Raw genomic sequence first — 17,219 nt, 5'->3', positions numbered from 1 at the left:
GGTTTTTCCATTACTTTTTTGTGAATCCAAATAATACAGTTGGTATGGAGCTTAATGCTAGAATAAAGATCCAATCTCTTAGCCCTAAATCCATTGTGTTAAATACTTCTTGTAGTGATTCGAGGTATAATACCATTAACAGAAGTAAAATGGATGAAATAACGGCACCTACTAAATATAAATTCTGAAATGGATTCCTTGAAAATACAGACTTTTCACTACGGCAATCAAATACATGAATGAGTTGTGCCATCACTAAGGTTGTAAACGCGATTGTTTGCGCGTAACGGAGGTGATCTGGATCTCCCTGATAGGCAGTCATAAAAGCAATTAATGTAATAATACCTATCATAAACCCTCTACTTATTATTTTAAAAGCCAACCCTCTCGCAAACACACCCTCTTTCGGATGTCTTGGTGATCGCTTCATAACATCTCCCTCTGCTTGATCTAAGCCTAATGCCATTGCAGGTAGGCCATCTGTAACTAAATTGACCCACAATATTTGTACTGGTATCAGGGGTAAAGGCAAACCTAATAGCATAGCAAATAACATTACTAATATTTCTCCAACATTAGATGCCAATAAATATCGAATGAACTTTCGAATATTTTCATAGATGTTTCTACCTTCTTTAATCGCAGACTTAATGGTTGCAAAATTGTCATCTAACAAAACTAAAGCGGACGCTTCTTTTGCAACATCTGTCCCACTTAAGCCCATACTAATTCCTATGTCACTTGCCTTTATTGCTGGAGCATCATTTACACCGTCGCCTGTCATTGCAACAACATGTCCATTTCTTTGAAAAGCTTTCACAATCTTAAGCTTATGCTCTGGGGTAACCCTTGCAAACACATAAACATCATCTATAACCGTGCTCAATTGTTCTTCAGTCATTTTACTTAATTGATGACCTTCTAAAACTTTTCCGTATTCTGGAATTAAATCAAGCTGTTTCGCAATAGCCAAAGCGGTTTTAGCATGATCTCCTGTAATCATTACTGTTTTTATTCCAGCTTCTTGACACTCACTAATGGCGGTTTTCACCTCTTTTCGTGGGGGATCAATGATTCCACTTATCCCTACAAACGTGAGGTCTTTTTCAAGCATTATCTCATCGATTGCTTGACTTTTTTCTAAAGGTTTTATGCAGATTGCAATTGTCCTTAGTGCATGATCAGCCATATCATTTATAGCTTGCTCAATGCTATTTTGATCTTTTGCTCGAATAGGTCTCCTTCCTTCTTTGTCGATTATATAATTCGTACGAGGTAATAGAATGTCTGGGGCACCTTTTGTTACTACAAAACGATTACTTTGATTATCTTCAACAACAACACTCATTCTTTTTCTATCTGAATCGAAAGGAATTTCATGAATAATTTTGAATTTTTCTGTATCTTCAATAGTAATATTTGCTTTCCTTGCTGCTACAAGTAGTGCACCTTCAGTTGGATCTCCGTCAATCATCCACTTGCCCTTTTTTCTATATAATGAAGCGTGATTACATAGTGCACCATACAACAACATTTCTTCTAATTCTTCACTATTAACATTTCTTTCACTCTGTTGGAAATCTCCTTTTATGTCATAGCCTTGACCGGTAACGTAAACATACCTTTGTCTTATATACAATTGCTTCACTGTCATCTGGTTTTCCGTCATCGTTCCTGTTTTATCTGAACAAATAACTGAAGCACTTCCTAGTGTTTCAACAGCAGACAGTTTTCTTACTATTGCTTTTTTTCGAATCATCCTTTGTACACCAAGTGATAATGCCACGGTTACAATTGCTGGTAAACCTTCTGGAATAGCCGCTACAGCCAAAGAAACACCAGCCAAAAACATATTATAAATCGGATGTCCTTGCCAAACGCCTATCACCACAACAAAGGCAGTTAAGATTAGCGCAAGTAAAATTAATATTTTTCCTAACTCCATTAATTTACGCTCTAATGGTGTCACTTGTTGTTCTGTATTAACAAGTAATTCTGCAATCTGACCCATAGCTGTTTTCATGCCAGTTGCAACAACAATTCCTATGCCGCTTCCTCTAGTTACAAGAGTTCCCATAAATGCCATATTCTTTTGGTCAGCAGGTTCTAACCCATCCTGTGTAATTGCTGTTGCATGTTTTGTTGTAGGAAGAGATTCACCTGTTAAGGCTGATTCTTCCAATTCTAAACTACTTGATTTAGTTATCCTCATATCTGCTGACACACGGTCTCCACTTGTAATTTTTATAATATCTCCTACCACAACTTCACTTGAGGGAATTTTATCCCATCTTCCATTGCGAAGCACATTCGCAAGTGGAGCTGAAAGTTCTTTCAATTTAGATAATGATTTTTCTGCTTTTTGTTCTTGAAAAAAACCAATTAGTCCATTAATTAAAACAATTACCATAATGGCAATCGCATCAACATATTCTCCAAGTAAACCAGACACTAGGGTTGCAGCTAGCAGAACGAGTACCATAAAATCCTGAAATTGTTTTAGAAACACAAGCCACAGTGATATCTTTTTTCTATCAGCAAAAACATTCGCTCCAAATTTTTTCAATCGTTTCTCAACATCCAATGAAGATAAACCTTTATCTCTTCTGACACCCAGTTTCTGCTCTAATTGATCTTCGTTAAATTGGTACCAATTCACATCGCATACCCCCATGTACTCTTCGGTCATTGTATTTCTATTCAGACTCGTCCAAAAAAATGCTATAATTACAAAAGCGAGGTGATTCATATGGCATTTGATGGAATAGTTACCCGAGCAATTACACATGAATTAGATAACGAATTAAGCTCAGGGCGAGTCATGAAAATATATCAACCAACAGAAACGGAACTAATACTCACAATTAGAAGTCATGGTAAAAATAAATCATTACTATTGTCCATGCACCCTAGTTATGCGCGATTTCATTTAACATCGGATTCTTATCAAAACCCAAAGGAACCACCCATGTTTTGTATGCTATTAAGAAAGCATTTAGTTGGTGGATTTATTGAGGAAATCGTACAACACGAAAACGAAAGAATCGTCTTTTTTCATATTAAAGGAAAAAATGAAATTGGTGATGAAACTGTAAAGACATTAATCATTGAAGTAATGGGCAAACACAGTAATATTTTCTTAGTAGACAAAGAAAAAGGGCACATACTTGATAGCATTAAACATGTAGCACCTGCTCAAAATCGTGTGCGGACCATTATGCCTGGACAAGCATATAAATTACCACCTGATCAAGGGAAGTTGAATCCGATTACGGTTGATTCGGATGTTTTTATACGAAAATTAGATTTTAATGCCGGGCAATTGGATAAGCAATTAGTAAGCACATTTATGGGCTTTTCTCCTTTGATTGCAAAAGAGATTTTACATCGGGCCTATTTAGGTTCGCCTGAAACATACAAAGCAGTTTTTGAACAATTACAAACTAGTCTCTTGCACCATCAATACCAACCAGAGTTGATTAAAGATAAAAAGGAAGATTTTTATTGTCTATCTTTATCATCTGTAGCTGGTCAAAGAGAAAAATTTGAAACAATGAGTAGTTTATTAGATAACTATTATTCAGGTAAAGCCGAGCGTGATCGGGTTAAACAACAAGCTGGTGACCTCTATCGTTTCTTGAAAAATGAACGCGAGAAAAATGTTAGAAAAATAAAAAAGCATAAACAAACTTTAGTTAAAGCAGATAAAGCGGATCAGTTTCAACGTTATGGTGAACTGCTGACAGCTAATATGCATACGCTCAAACAAGGCGATAAATCTGCAACAGTAATTGATTATTATGATCCTGACCAAAATGAAATAACAATCGAATTAAACCCAAACAAAACACCGAGTGAAAATGCACAAAGTTACTTTAAAACCTATCAAAAATTAAAAAAATCTAAAAAAATGGTCATTCAAGAGATTGCGAAAGCCGAACAAGAAATTAACTATTTAGATGAACTGCTTCAACAAATAGATGAAGCGAGAGTACAAGATATTGAAGAAATAAGAGAAGAGTTAAGAGAAGAAGGCTACTTAAAAACTAAAAGCAAGCATAAGAAAAAGAAAAACAAACCTACAAAACCTGAACCTGAGCAATATGTAGCTAGTGATGGCACCATTATATTAGTAGGTAAAAACAACAAGCAAAATGAGTTCTTAACTAATCGACTTGCAGCTAAAGATGAAATTTGGCTTCATACCAAAGATATCCCAGGATCACACGTTGTTATCCGTGACAAGAATCCGAGTGATGAAACACTTTTTGAAGCAGCGCAACTAGCAGCTAGTTTTAGTAAGTCAAAAAATTCTTCTTCGGTTCCGGTTGACTATACATTAATACGTCATGTAAAAAAGCCCAACGGTGCAAAGCCTGGTTTTGTCACGTATGATAATCAGAAGACTTTGTTTGTGACACCAGAAGAAGATATTATTAAAAAACTTAAGACAAAATAAAAGTGTTTTTTAATAAGATAGATGCATCAAGCGGCGAACAGAATAACAATACTAGATAAGCAAACGTTAAGAAAGAACTAATGACAATCTTCATTAGTTCTTTTTTTAGAATATACATCTATATACATTGCGAAAGAAGTAGAAAAATTGCGAATCATGCGCTTTCCCGGGCAATAAGTTGAACTCCTACCTTATCAAAATGGTACATCTACTTTAAAAATAATTTTATTTTCTTAAGTGAATTTTTCGTTGTACCGTATCTCAAAGCAATATCAAATTTAGTAGTCTGCTTCATGATACTTTTACTATGTGAAAACGTATCGAAACTAGCTTTTCCATGATAGGATCCCATGCCACTACTACCTACTCCACCAAAAGGTAAAAATGGAGAGCTTAAATGATAGATGACATCATTTATACATCCACCACCAAAAGAAATGGATGAAATTATTTGTTTGGATACCTCGTCACTCTCTGAAAAGATATAAAGTGCCAATGGACTAGGGCGTTTGTTTACTTCTCCAATCACTTCTGCTAACTGTTCATATTCTAAAATGGGTAAAATTGGACCAAAAATCTCTTCAGCCATTACGTGATCATCCCATGATATATCAGTTAAAACAGTTGGCTCAATCACCAGCTCTTCTCGATTCGTTTTTCCACCTAATACAGTAAAGCCATTGCTCAAGAAATTGATTAACCGGTCAAAGTGCTTTTCACTAACTATTTTAGTATATCTATCATTATCTATCGGTTCTTCACCATATAATTCGAAGACAGTTCGCTTTAATTCTTCCAGAAATTCTTTCTTTATTTTTTTATCAATATAGATATAATCAGGAGCTACACACGTTTGTCCTGCATTTGTATATTTGCCCCAGGCAATCCGCTTAGCTGCAACCTTTAGGTCAGCTGTATCATCTACAATACAGGGACTTTTTCCACCTAATTCTAAGGTCACTGGTGTTAGGTTTTTAGCTGCAGCTTCCATCACTAATTTGCCAACTCGTTCACTCCCAGTAAAAAATATGTAGTCAAAATCCTCAGCTAAAAGTGTTTTACTCACTTCAGGACCACCTTGGACAACAAAAATTTGTTCTTCCTCAAAATTCTCACTAAACATTTTTGCCAAAGCGATGGAAGTCGCATCGGTTAATTCCGATGGTTTTAAAATAACTGAATTACCAGCAGCAATTGCCCCAATCAAAGGTGCAATTGCTAATTGAATCGGGTAATTCCACGGCGAAATAATTAGCACTGAACCATATGCTTCTTTGTAAATGTAACTTCTTGTACCTGTATGTGATAGTGGCGCCTTTACCTTCTTTCGCTTACTCCATGAACGCAAGTGTTTAATGAAAAAATCTATTTCTGTATAGACGATACCAATCTCAGTTGTATAAGCATCAAACTCAGACTTATTTAAATCACGAAAAAGTGCTGTTATAAGCTTTTCTTCCTCTTTTTTTAACACACTTTTTAGTTGTTTAAGCAATTTAATTCGATCTGAAACAGGTTTTGTTTTATTAGCCAAAACATTTGCTTTTTGTCGCTCAATGAGTGCTGTGAATTCGCTCAAATAAATCCCTACCCTTTTATAGATTTAATGATAATACTATTATAACTTAATTACGTTATTTTTTTATATAAACAAGAAAATCACATAAGCTCAGGCTTATGTGATTCGTTTTTTTAATTGCTTTTTATTCGCTCAAATAATGAATCTCGCCATTCCATTAAACCTTCTTTTTCACTAACAGTAAGGTTATCAATCGATACTAAGTAATCCAACAATACATCAAAACTCGTAATTGTCTTTAACTCAATCCCTTGCTCAGAAAAGCTTTCAAATGATTTAGATAAACCATATGTGAAAATTGCGAGGGTTCCAAGAACTTCAACACCTTCTGCTTGCAAAGCTAATGCAGAATTTAACGCAGAACCTCCAGTAGAAATAAGATCTTCAATTACAACAACTTTCTGTCCTGCACTTATTTTACCTTCAATTTGATTTCCTTTTCCATGTGCTTTAGGTTTAGATCTTACATATACCATCGGTAAGTTTAATCTCTGTGCAAGCCAAGCAGCATGTGGAATTCCTGCAGTTGCACAACCAGCGATGATATCAGGTTTGTCGTCCATTTTTCCAATAATTTCTACGAATGCATCTACAATTACTTCTCTAACATCTGGATAAGACAAAGTTAAGCGATTATCACAATAAATTGGGGATTTTATTCCAGAAGTCCAAGTAAAGGAACGATCTGTTTTTATTTGTACTGCTTCGATTTCATATAAGCGTTTAGCAATTTCATGACTTAACAACTGTTTTCCACTCCTCTATTGCTTGCTGATACATTTTATTGGGGTATTCTGCTTGGGTAATACTTCTTCCAATAACAAGCATATCTGCACCGTTATTTTTTGCAAATGATGGTGTAGCCACTCGCTTCTGATCATCTTTGTTTGTATTAGCTAGACGTATTCCTGGTGTAACGGTTAAGAAATCTGATCCACATGATTGCTTTATCGCTGCTGCTTCATATGCAGAGCAAACAACCCCGTCTCCACCGCTTTCTTTTGTTAACTTAGCAAACCTTACAACAGTATTATCTATCGTGTCATTCATCTTAATTTCATGTTGAAGGGTATGTTCATCCATCGATGTCAACAATGTGACCGCTAGTAATTTAGGAGTAATACCATTCTGAGCCCCTTGTTCAAGTCCTTCTTTTGCAGCAGCAATCATCTCACTACCACCAAATGCATGAATGTTCGTAACATCAACACCGAATTGCGCGATGTTGCGCATTGCTTTTTTAACTGTTGTAGGAATGTCATGAAGTTTTAAGTCAAGAAAAATTGCATGATTATTTTCTTTTAAGCGTTCAATAACCTTCGGACCTTCACGATAAAAAAGTTCCATTCCTACCTTTACAGGCACTCCTTGCAATTCATTTTTGTTTATAAATTGATTCGTCTCTTCCCATGTCGGAAAATCAAGCGCGAGAAAAATTGGTAACTCCATGTTCATGCCCCTTTCCGATTGCATCTTCAACAGACCTGAAACCATATTGCTCTAAGACACCTGGTAATGCTTGGATTATTTCAGGGCATACAAAAGGATTATGAAAATTAGCTGTTCCAATTGCTACAGCATTTGCTCCAGCTAACAAAAACTCTAGCACGTCCTCTGCATTCATAATCCCGCCCATACCTATGATTGGAATGGATACATGTTGTCTTACTTCATAAACCATTCTAATTGCAATAGGTTTAATCGCAGGGCCAGACAACCCACCTGTTTTATTCGCAAGTATAGGTTTTCTGGAAGAAAGATTAATTTGCATTCCAGTCAGTGTATTTATCATCGATAGACCATCTGCTCCGGCAGCTTCTACAGCTTTTGCCATTGCAACAATATTTGATGTGTTTGGCGATAATTTAACATAAACTGGAACATGACTGACTGCTTTTACTTTGGATGTTACTTCAGCAGCTAGTTCCGGATCAGTACCAAATTGGATTCCACCTTGTTTAACATTTGGACAAGAAATATTTAATTCGATAGCTTTAACTGTTGTTGTACGTGTAAGTGCTTTTGTAACTTCCACATATTCCTCAACACTACTACCAGCTACGTTAGCAATAATTGGTACATCATAATCTGATAAAAAAGGTAATTCCTGATTTATGATTGCTTCCACTCCAGGGTTTTGAAGACCGATTGCATTCAACATTCCCGAAGAAGTTTCTGCGACTCTTGGGGTTTGATTTCCGTATCTGGATTGTTTGGTTGCCGCTTTTATAATAATTGCCCCTAGCTGATTCAAGTCAAAAACATCGCTATATTCACGACCGAATCCAAAACAACCAGATGCAGGCATGATTGGATTTTTAAGTACCAGACCAGGTAAATTTATTTGCAAGGTCATTATAATACCACCTCGTTTGCTTCAAATACGGGGCCATCTTTACATATCTTTTTAAAACCATTTGAGCCATCGTTCGTTGGCACAACACAAGCATAACATGCTCCAATTCCACAACCCATTCGTTGCTCTATTGAAATATAGCCATTCCTATCTTGTAATTTACTAGATACAGCTTTAAGCATCGGTGTAGGACCACAAGAGAAATAGTAATCGAATGTAGGGTCCAGTTGATCAATTACATCCGTAACAAAACCTTGGAATCCGTGTGTTCCATCATTGGTTACAATATGACACTTCCCTAGTTCAGCAAATTCAGATTGGTAAAACACATGTTCACTAGACTGAAATCCAAGGATAGAAGTAACTTCAACACCCTGCTCTTTTATCTGTTTAGCTAGATAGTAGAGCGGAGGTACACCAATACCACCGCCTATTAATAGTGCTTTATCCATCGTTATTTGCTCGATAGGATAACTTGTACCACATGGTATTAAACCATCAATCACATCACCGACGTGACACTTGCTTAAGTGATCAGTACCAGAACCAATCACCTTAAATATAATCGTAACAATTTGTTGGTCTTGATTTACATCAGCAATTGAAATTGGCCTTCTTAACATGTGCGACCCCTCATTGCCAACTTTTATATGAACAAATTGACCCGGTTTTGCGTGCTTGATTTTCTCAGACCCTTGAAGTCTCATCTTGATTGTTTCCTTTGCTATTTGAATTGTTTCAACAATTGTCAACAGCTCTTTATTTATCACAATACAACAACCTTTCGATCCACGACTGGTCTAGCTGTGAATGTCGTTGAATCAATAACGTTTAGAATCGCTTCAGCCGTATCTAAGCTTGTTAAACATGCAATCCCATGCTCTACAGCTTCTCTTCGGATTCTAAATCCATCAGATCTAGGTTGCTGACCAGATGTCAACGTATTTATGACAAATTGTACTTCACCGTCTTCAATAATAGATAAAACATTGCGTCCTTCTGAGCCGATTTTCCCTACTTGCTTCACAGGTATTCCTGCTTCCTCTACAAAGGATGCTGTTCCTTCCGTAGCGTATAATTGGAAACCAAGATGATGAAATCTTGAAGCGATTTCCATCATTTCCTGTTTATCTTTATCGGCAACTGTAAGGAGAACTGAACCTTCCATTGGAATCGACAAACCAGATGCTATCAGTCCTTTATACAACGCTTTTTCTAAAGTTTTATCTCGACCGATTGCTTCCCCAGTTGATTTCATTTCAGGTCCTAATATCGTATCGACGCTTCTCAGTTTCTCAAATGAGAACACAGGTACTTTTACCGATACATGTGAAGGCTCTGGTAACACACCTTCTTTATAACCCATTTCTATTAGTGATTGACCAAGAATACACTTCGTTGCTAAATTAGCCATTGTGACTCCTGTAATTTTACTTAAGAATGGAATCGTTCTACTTGCTCTTGGATTTACTTCTAGTACATATACTTCTTCTTTATGAACGACAAACTGAATATTGATTAATCCCTTTACTTGTAAACGAGAAGCAATTTTGAGGGTAATATCAACACACTCCTGCTTAACTTTTTCACTAATTCGTTGTGTTGGATAAACCGCCATTGAATCACCAGAATGGACACCAGCTCGCTCAATATGTTCCATAATTCCAGGAATCACTGTTGTCTTCCCATCACTAATTGCATCTACTTCAACTTCGATTCCTGTCAAATATTTATCAATCAAAACTGGATGTTTATGCTTTATGTGACTTGATTTTTTCAAATAAACATATAATTCATCATCATTATAGACGATTTCCATTTGACTGCCACCAATGACATAAGAAGGTCGAACTAAAACCGGATATCCTATCTCATTTGCAGCTTCCATCGCTTGGTCCAGATGCTTAACACTTCTACCTTTTGGCTGCGCAATGTTTAATTCAGTAAGTAATTGTTCAAATTTATCACGATTTTCGGCTGTATCAATCGATTCTAATGATGAGCCAAGAATAGTAACGCCTCTTTGTTGTAATCCTTCAGCTAAGTTAATCGCTGTTTGACCACCAAATTGTACGATTACTCCAATCGGGTTTTCTAGTTCAACTACATGCATCACATCTTCTAGTGTTAATGGTTCAAAATACAATTTATCCGATACACTAAAGTCTGTTGAAACTGTTTCAGGATTATTATTCATGATAATAGCTTCATATCCTGCTTCTTTAATAGCTAACACAGAGTGTACTGTCGCATAATCAAATTCAATACCCTGACCAATTCGAATTGGTCCTGAACCAAGTACGATTACTTTTTCGCGTTCTGTTACTACCGATTCATTTTCATCTTCATAAGTGCTATAAAAATAAGGTGTTTCTGACTCGAATTCTGCAGCGCATGTGTCCACCATTTTATATACTGGACGGAGATCAATATCCATCCGCAATTGGTAAATCTCATCCACATGCTGGCCCCAAACTCTAGCAATCTGTGTATCAGAAAAACCGATTTTCTTCGCTTCTATAAGTAGTTCAGTAGAGCCTATTTCATTCATAAGCTTATTTTCGATATCGATAATTTTTTTCAATTTAATTAAGAAAAATCGATCAATCTTTGTAAGCTCAAAAATCTCATCCACAGTAAGCCCTTGACGTAATACCTCTCCCAAGATAAATATTCGTTCATCATCTGGTTTCACCAATCTAGCCTTCAACTCACCCATAGATAACTTAGTTACACTTTCTAACCAAAAATCTTCAGCACTAATATCTAAAGAGCGAATCCCTTTTAGTATCGATTCCTCAAATGTTCTCCCGATTGCCATAACTTCTCCTGTTGCTTTCATTTGCGTACCTAATGTTCTATTTCCTGTTGTAAACTTATCAAAAGGAAAACGAGGAAGTTTTGTAACCACATAATCAAGCGCAGGCTCATAACAAGCATAAGTTTTACCTGTAATCGGGTTAATGATTTCATCAAGTGTTAATCCGACAGCTATTTTAGCAGCAATTTTAGCGATTGGATAACCTGTAGCTTTTGATGCTAGTGCACTAGATCTACTTACCCTTGGATTCACTTCGATAATATAGTATTGAAAACTATAAGGATCAAGCGCTAGTTGTACGTTACAACCACCCTCTATTTTTAATGCACGAATTATTTTCAATGACGCAGTTCTTAATAATTGATATTCTCGATCACTTAATGTTTGTGATGGTGCTGTTACGATTGAATCTCCAGTATGAATGCCGACCGGATCAATATTCTCCATATTACAAACAACAATAGCTTGATCATTCTTGTCTCTCATAACCTCGTACTCTACTTCTTTAAACCCAGCAATATTTCTTTCTATTAAACACTGATTAACAGGGGATAAAGACAAGCCGTTACGTGTAATATCTCTTAACTCTGTTTCGTCATAACACATTCCACCACCAGTGCCACCTAATGTATAAGCTGGACGAACTATTAATGGAAAACCTATTTTGTTAGCGAAGTCAACTGATTGTTCTACATTGTTAACGATGACACTCTCAGGCACAGGTTCGTTAAGTTCATTCATTAAGTTTCTGAACTTTTCTCTATCTTCTGCTTGCTGAATCGCATCCAGGGAAGTACCTAATAGTTCAGTATTGTATTCATCCAATATACCAGTAGCCTCTAGCTCTACTGCTAAATTTAAACCTGTTTGTCCACCTAATGTAGGCAAAATTGCTTCTGGCTGTTCTTTTCGAATAATCTTTGACAAAAACTCAACTGTTAGAGGCTCCATATACACCGTATCTGCAATCGTATGATCAGTCATTATCGTTGCAGGGTTGGAGTTGGCGAGAATAACGGTATATCCTTCTTCTTTTAATGATTGACAGGCTTGTGTTCCTGAATAATCAAACTCTGCTGCTTGACCAATGACAATCGGACCTGAACCAATTACTAGGATTTTATTTAGATCTGTACGTTTAGGCATATGTCTCCTCCTTGATGGTTGCTTGGTGTTTTTTTATTTTTTTCAAAAAATCGTCAAACAAATAATTCGTATCGTCAGGACCTGGTGAACTTTCAGGATGATATTGCACAGAAAAAACTGGATATTTACTATGCTGAATTCCTTCTACCGTATCATCATTAAGTGCGATTTGTGTCAATTCTAAATCTGTTTTCACTAATGAATCGACGTTTACTGCGTAACCATGATTTTGTGAGGTAATAAATGTTTTATTAATCGTTATATCTTTAACTGGATGGTTGGAACCTCTGTGACCAAATTTTAATTTTTCTGTATCTGCTCCACAAGCTAGAGCCAACAATTGATGTCCTAAACAAATACCGAATACAGGTACTTTGTTTACTAGATTGGCTATCATTTCGATGGCTTGAGGAACGCTTTTTGGATTTCCAGGACCGTTTGTTAACATCACACCATCTGGCTTTAGTCTGAGAATACTCTCTGCACTGTAGTGATAAGGAACAACAGTAATATGACAGTTTCTTTTTGTTAATTCACGCAATATTCCATGCTTCATTCCAAAATCCACAAGCACGATTCGATAGCCTCTGCCAGGAACTACATATGGTTTCACAGTTGATACCTTTGCTACTTGATCATTGATGATAGCTGTGTTTTTTATTTCAGTTACAGCTTCCTCACTATTCACCCCAACAGCGGTAAAAACACCTCTCATTGTTCCGTGCTTACGTATGATTTTTGTTAGTTTTCGTGTGTCAATTCCAGCTATACCAGGAATATCATTTGCTTTTAAGTAGCTATCTAAACTTTCTTCATTACGAAAGTTGGATGGGTGATCGCAAACTTCCTTTACAATTAACCCATGTATGGAAGGGTTGATTGTTTCAAAATCATCACGGTTAATTCCGTAGTTTCCGATTAAAGGGTACGTCATCGTTACAATTTGCCCACAATAAGATGGATCAGATAAAATTTCCTGATATCCTGTCATTCCTGTATTAAAAACCACTTCACCTACACTTGCGTGTTCACTTCCAAATGCTGTTCCTATAAACGTAGTGCCATCCTCAAGCACGAGTTGTCGCTTTTCCATAAGAAGCCTCCTCAAAAACGATTTTTCCTTCTGCTATTGTCATAACCGGAATCCCTTTAACTTCCCATTCATGAAACGGTGTGTTCTTCCCTTTGGAATAAAAGCTATGTTTATCTATATTTATTTTTTGATCTAAGTTAATAACAGTAATATCTGCTACCTTACCCGGGCTTAGTTCCCCATAAGGTAAGTTGAATGTTTGTGCTGGTTTAATTGTCAACCAATCAATTAACTGTTTTAATGTCACTTTTTTTGTCTCTACAAGATGTGTATGAAGTAATGAAAATGCTGTTTCAAACCCATGAATTCCGAATGGGGCAAGTAATAAACCTTGTTGTTTCTCTTCTTCCGTATGTGGTGCATGGTCGGTTGCAATAAAATCAATTGTTCCATCTAACAAGCCTTCTAATAATGCTTCTTGATCTTGGAGCGATCGAAGCGGAGGATTCATTTTAAAATTGCTATCCTCGGATACAACTGCCTCTTCATTTAATAATAAATGATGCGGTGTTACTTCTGCTGTAACATGTATGCCAGCTTTTTTTGCATCTCTTATCACACGCACAGATTCTTTTGTACTTACATGACAGACATGATAATGACATCCTGCTGCCTCTGCTAACAGAACATCTCTTGCTATTTGTACTGATTCACAGATTGAAGGAATACCAGGAACATTCAACCTCTTGCTTGCTTCTCCTTCATGGATAACTCCTTTGTGGATTAAAGAGTTATCTTCACAATGAGCTACAATTGGCATATCAAGATTTGCTGCTTGTTGCATTGCTTTTAGCATTGTGTCTGCCGTTTGAATTCCAACACCATCATCGGTGAAGGCGAATGCACCTAAATCTTTTAACTTTTCCATGTCTGTAAGCTTCTCACCAAGTAATCTTTCTGTGATTGACGCATAAGGTAATACCCGAACATGAGCTGTTTCTTCAATTCTTTCTGTCAATGCTTTTAGTGTTTTTTCACTATCAGGTACCGGTCGGGTATTTGGCATCGAGCAGACCGTTGTATAGCCACCTCGTGCTGCAGACTTAGTACCGGTTGCAATCGTTTCTTTTGCTTCCCCACCTGGTTCTCTTAAATGTACATGTACATCAATAAAACCCGGTGACACTAAATCGCCTTTACAATCGATTGTCTCATCTGCTTGAAGTGATAGTTTTTCACCTATTTGTTCAATAACACCATCTTTTATAGAAATTTCACACTGAGTAAATGTATTATCTACTGATAACTGCACTGCGTTTGTTAAAATTGTTCGCATGAGTAATTCCTCCCTTTTCTAAAAGTTGGTACATAACTGCCATTCTAGCTGATACTCCGTTTGTCATTTGTTTGAAGATTCTAGATCTACCACATTCAACTAAACTATCATCTATTTCAACACCTCTATTGACTGGTGCTGGGTGAAGAATAATTGCATCAGATTTCATTCTGTTTTCCCTATCTTTAGTTAGGCCATAGTTTTCTAAATATTGATCCGCTGACATAATCGTATGGTTTTGATGTCTTTCATGTTGAATCCGGAGAAGCATCACTACATCACACTGTTCAACGGCTTCGTCTATTCCGATGTAAGGGAAAGGAAGATTATTGTCTTGCCACTCTGGCATGGAAGATAAGTAGACCTCCGCCCCCAATGTTGTAAGTGCATAAGCATTGGACCTAGCCACACGGCTATGTTTGATATCACCAACAATTGCCACTTTTAAGCCTTTAAACTTTCGATATTCCTGATATATAGTTACTAAGTCAAGCAAACTTTGTGTTGGATGTTCGCCTGTTCCATCCCCCGCGTTAACAATTGGAATATTTATGTGCTCAGCGAGTCGTTGGACTAGATTATCTTCAGGATGTCTAACAACTAGCAATGAGGCACCGATCGATTCGAACGTCTTTGCAGTATCATAAATACTTTCTCCTTTTTTGACACTAGAAACATCACTATTAAAATCTAATACTTCCATTCCTAATTTTCGTTCAGCAACAACAAAACTCATTTTTGTTCGTGTACTAGGTTCAAAAAAAAGGTTCGCAGCAAATAATTGGTTACTAAAAGGTGGAATACCTGTATTACTTATTTCATCTGATAGTTTAATTAACTGCAAGATTTCATGTTCTGAAAGATTTTTCATCGACACAAAGTGTTTCATTCTAGCTCCCCCTTAGACTGAGGGACTGTCTAGTGTAATGAGACAGTCCCTCTTTATTCAGATATTATTTTTCATCAGTAGCTGCTTCAATTACTTCGTCTGTCTGGAACATGTTTCCATTCCCGAAACCTGATTCTTTGCCTGGCAAAATTAAATTAAGTATGATACCGATAATTGTTGCTAAAGCCATACCAGCTATTTCTATACTTACGTCGCCAACATCAAACTTAATTAATGCTCCGCCAATGCCAATTACTAAAATAACAGATGATACTATTAAATTACGTTTTTCTCCTAAATCTACTTGATTATCAATTAACATTCTTAAGCCACTTGAGGCAATAATACCGAATAATAAAATAGATACACCACCCATTACTGCTGAAGGTATCGAGGCAATCATTGCTGTAATAATTCCTACAAACCCGAATAATATAGCTAGTACTGCTGCACCTGCAATAACAAACACACTGAACACTCGTGTTATTGCTAGTACCCCAATATTTTCACCATACGTTGTGTTTGGTGGTCCACCTAAACATGAAGCAATGACCGTCGCAACTCCGTCACCAAGTATAGATCGATGTAAACCAGGATTTTTTATAAAATTACGTCCTGCCACTTTTGATAACACCATTTGATCCCCAATATGTTCTGCTATCGTAACTGCTGCGACTGGAACCATAATTGCTGCTATTTCCCAGCTAATCACGTCAAATGGCGAGTAATGAACAAATGGTACAACAAAGTCTGGTACTAAAAAGATTGCTCCAAAAAACTCTCCAATTGAACTTGCATTTGCAATCGCACTCCAAGATGCTTCAACTCCAGATGTGTCAACAATTCCTCTCATTAGTCCAAACAGATAACCACCAATGATTCCGATTAAAATTGGGATAAGTCCAAAAAAACCTTTAAAGAAAAGTGATCCGATTACCGTAATTGCTAGCGTGACAATTGCAACACTAAAATGTGTACCACTATATTCTCCCTGATAATTCATCGCCATATCGATTGCAGTTGGTGCAAGGCCTAGACCAATAACCACAATGACAGGCCCAACAACTACTGGAGGTAAAATCTTCATTAACCAGTTTAAACCAAATGCCCCAATAAGAAGTGCTAGTAACCCATATACTAGACCCGCTAAAAAGCTACCTACCATCGCCCCAGGTATTCCACTTTCAGCACTAAGCATCGCCATTTGGACTGGATAGATAAAAGCAAAACTGGAACCTAAGTATGCTGGTACCTTTCCTTTTGTTATTAATAGATAAGCCAATGTCCCTGTACCACTTGAGACTAGTGCTACGGCTGGAGGAAGCTCTGTTAATGCTGGAACTAATATTGTTGCACCAAACATAGCGAACAAGTGTTGAATACTAAAGATAAGCCATTTCGATATTTTTGGAACTTCGTGTACATCCATTACCATATTTTTTTCTGCCATTTTTGTTTCCTCCTGGTATTGTTCATTAGTTGTGTTAAATTGTTTTTATCAGGTAACTTCCGACGCCCACCGACTTATGAGTTTTTTTCACATAAAAAACCTCTTCGCGAAGGTCGCAAAGAGGTAAACGTGTTTTAGGTACACGTATCC

The 17,219-nt window shown here is 36.8% G+C and carries 12 protein-coding genes; 1 reads left to right on the top strand and 11 read right to left on the bottom strand.

Going from position 1 to position 17,219, the window contains the following annotated elements; translation table 11 throughout:
• Positions 1-10: 10 nt before the first annotated feature.
• Positions 11-2,659, bottom strand: a complete 2,649-nt coding sequence (locus QQS35_RS05990) for a calcium-translocating P-type ATPase, SERCA-type (protein WP_285931006.1) — start codon at positions 2,657-2,659, stop codon at positions 11-13.
• Positions 2,660-2,749: 90 nt separating this feature from the next.
• On the opposite strand from QQS35_RS05990, the gene QQS35_RS05985 reads away from it, so the two are divergent.
• The gene (locus QQS35_RS05985) at positions 2,750-4,459 is read left to right on the top strand and encodes an Rqc2 family fibronectin-binding protein (RefSeq protein ID WP_285931005.1); all 1,710 of its coding nucleotides are present in this window, start codon (positions 2,750-2,752) and stop codon (positions 4,457-4,459) included.
• 208 nt (positions 4,460-4,667) lie between these two features.
• Here the strand turns inward: QQS35_RS05985 and QQS35_RS05980 are convergent, their stop codons facing one another.
• The 10 genes from QQS35_RS05980 to QQS35_RS05935 all read right to left on the bottom strand — a co-directional run bounded on the left by QQS35_RS05980 (position 4,668) and on the right by QQS35_RS05935 (position 17,069).
• A complete protein-coding gene (locus QQS35_RS05980; protein ID WP_285931004.1) occupies positions 4,668-6,038 on the bottom strand; it encodes an aldehyde dehydrogenase in 1,371 nt (456 codons plus the stop codon).
• A gap of 113 nt (positions 6,039-6,151) precedes the next feature.
• Positions 6,152-6,784: an orotate phosphoribosyltransferase gene (gene pyrE, locus QQS35_RS05975; protein WP_285931003.1), complete on the bottom strand. Its 633-nt coding sequence runs from the start codon at positions 6,782-6,784 to the stop codon at positions 6,152-6,154.
• Positions 6,771-7,487 carry an orotidine-5'-phosphate decarboxylase gene (gene pyrF / locus QQS35_RS05970; protein ID WP_285931001.1) on the bottom strand — a complete coding sequence of 239 codons (717 nt, stop codon included), beginning with the start codon at positions 7,485-7,487 and terminating at the stop codon, positions 6,771-6,773. Before pyrF ends, pyrE begins: the two co-directional genes overlap by 14 nt.
• On the bottom strand, positions 7,459-8,394 hold the full coding sequence (locus QQS35_RS05965) for a dihydroorotate dehydrogenase (protein ID WP_285931000.1): 936 nt from the start codon (positions 8,392-8,394) through the stop codon (positions 7,459-7,461). Before QQS35_RS05965 ends, pyrF begins: the two co-directional genes overlap by 29 nt.
• Positions 8,394-9,164 (bottom strand): dihydroorotate dehydrogenase electron transfer subunit, encoded by a 771-nt coding sequence (locus QQS35_RS05960; protein WP_285930999.1) that lies wholly within the window; start codon positions 9,162-9,164, stop codon positions 8,394-8,396. The genes QQS35_RS05965 and QQS35_RS05960 overlap by 1 nt, the downstream gene beginning before the upstream one ends.
• Positions 9,161-12,361: a carbamoyl-phosphate synthase large subunit gene (gene carB, locus QQS35_RS05955; protein WP_285930998.1), complete on the bottom strand. Its 3,201-nt coding sequence runs from the start codon at positions 12,359-12,361 to the stop codon at positions 9,161-9,163. Before carB ends, QQS35_RS05960 begins: the two co-directional genes overlap by 4 nt.
• Positions 12,354-13,454 (bottom strand): carbamoyl phosphate synthase small subunit, encoded by a 1,101-nt coding sequence (locus QQS35_RS05950; RefSeq protein ID WP_285930997.1) that lies wholly within the window; start codon positions 13,452-13,454, stop codon positions 12,354-12,356. The genes carB and QQS35_RS05950 overlap by 8 nt, the downstream gene beginning before the upstream one ends.
• Positions 13,429-14,730, bottom strand: a complete 1,302-nt coding sequence (locus QQS35_RS05945) for a dihydroorotase (RefSeq protein WP_285930996.1) — start codon at positions 14,728-14,730, stop codon at positions 13,429-13,431. Before QQS35_RS05945 ends, QQS35_RS05950 begins: the two co-directional genes overlap by 26 nt.
• A complete protein-coding gene (locus QQS35_RS05940) occupies positions 14,687-15,619 on the bottom strand; it encodes an aspartate carbamoyltransferase catalytic subunit (protein WP_285930995.1) in 933 nt (310 codons plus the stop codon). Before QQS35_RS05940 ends, QQS35_RS05945 begins: the two co-directional genes overlap by 44 nt.
• A 64-nt stretch (positions 15,620-15,683) precedes the next feature.
• Positions 15,684-17,069: a solute carrier family 23 protein gene (locus QQS35_RS05935; RefSeq protein WP_285930994.1), complete on the bottom strand. Its 1,386-nt coding sequence runs from the start codon at positions 17,067-17,069 to the stop codon at positions 15,684-15,686.
• Positions 17,070-17,219 lie beyond the last annotated feature (150 nt).

The organism is Aquibacillus rhizosphaerae (assembly GCF_030282825.1).
Classification (GTDB): domain Bacteria; phylum Bacillota; class Bacilli; order Bacillales; family Amphibacillaceae; genus Aquibacillus_C; species Aquibacillus_C rhizosphaerae.
This window is presented reverse-complemented; position numbering and strand designations above follow the sequence as displayed.

Excerpts from the sequence above, each read along its gene's own strand:
- QQS35_RS05935 (WP_285930994.1), bottom strand. The coding sequence starts at position 17,069 with ATGGCAGAAAAAAATATGGTAATGGATGTACACGAAGTTCCAAAAATA.
- QQS35_RS05985 (WP_285931005.1), top strand. The coding sequence starts at position 2,750 with ATGGCATTTGATGGAATAGTTACCCGAGCAATTACACATGAATTAGAT.
- carB (WP_285930998.1), bottom strand. The coding sequence starts at position 12,361 with ATGCCTAAACGTACAGATCTAAATAAAATCCTAGTAATTGGTTCAGGT.
- QQS35_RS05940 (WP_285930995.1), bottom strand. The coding sequence starts at position 15,619 with ATGAAACACTTTGTGTCGATGAAAAATCTTTCAGAACATGAAATCTTG.
- pyrF (WP_285931001.1), bottom strand. The coding sequence starts at position 7,487 with ATGGAGTTACCAATTTTTCTCGCGCTTGATTTTCCGACATGGGAAGAG.
- QQS35_RS05945 (WP_285930996.1), bottom strand. The coding sequence starts at position 14,730 with ATGCGAACAATTTTAACAAACGCAGTGCAGTTATCAGTAGATAATACA.
- QQS35_RS05965 (WP_285931000.1), bottom strand. The coding sequence starts at position 8,394 with ATGACCTTGCAAATAAATTTACCTGGTCTGGTACTTAAAAATCCAATC.
- QQS35_RS05950 (WP_285930997.1), bottom strand. The coding sequence starts at position 13,454 with ATGGAAAAGCGACAACTCGTGCTTGAGGATGGCACTACGTTTATAGGA.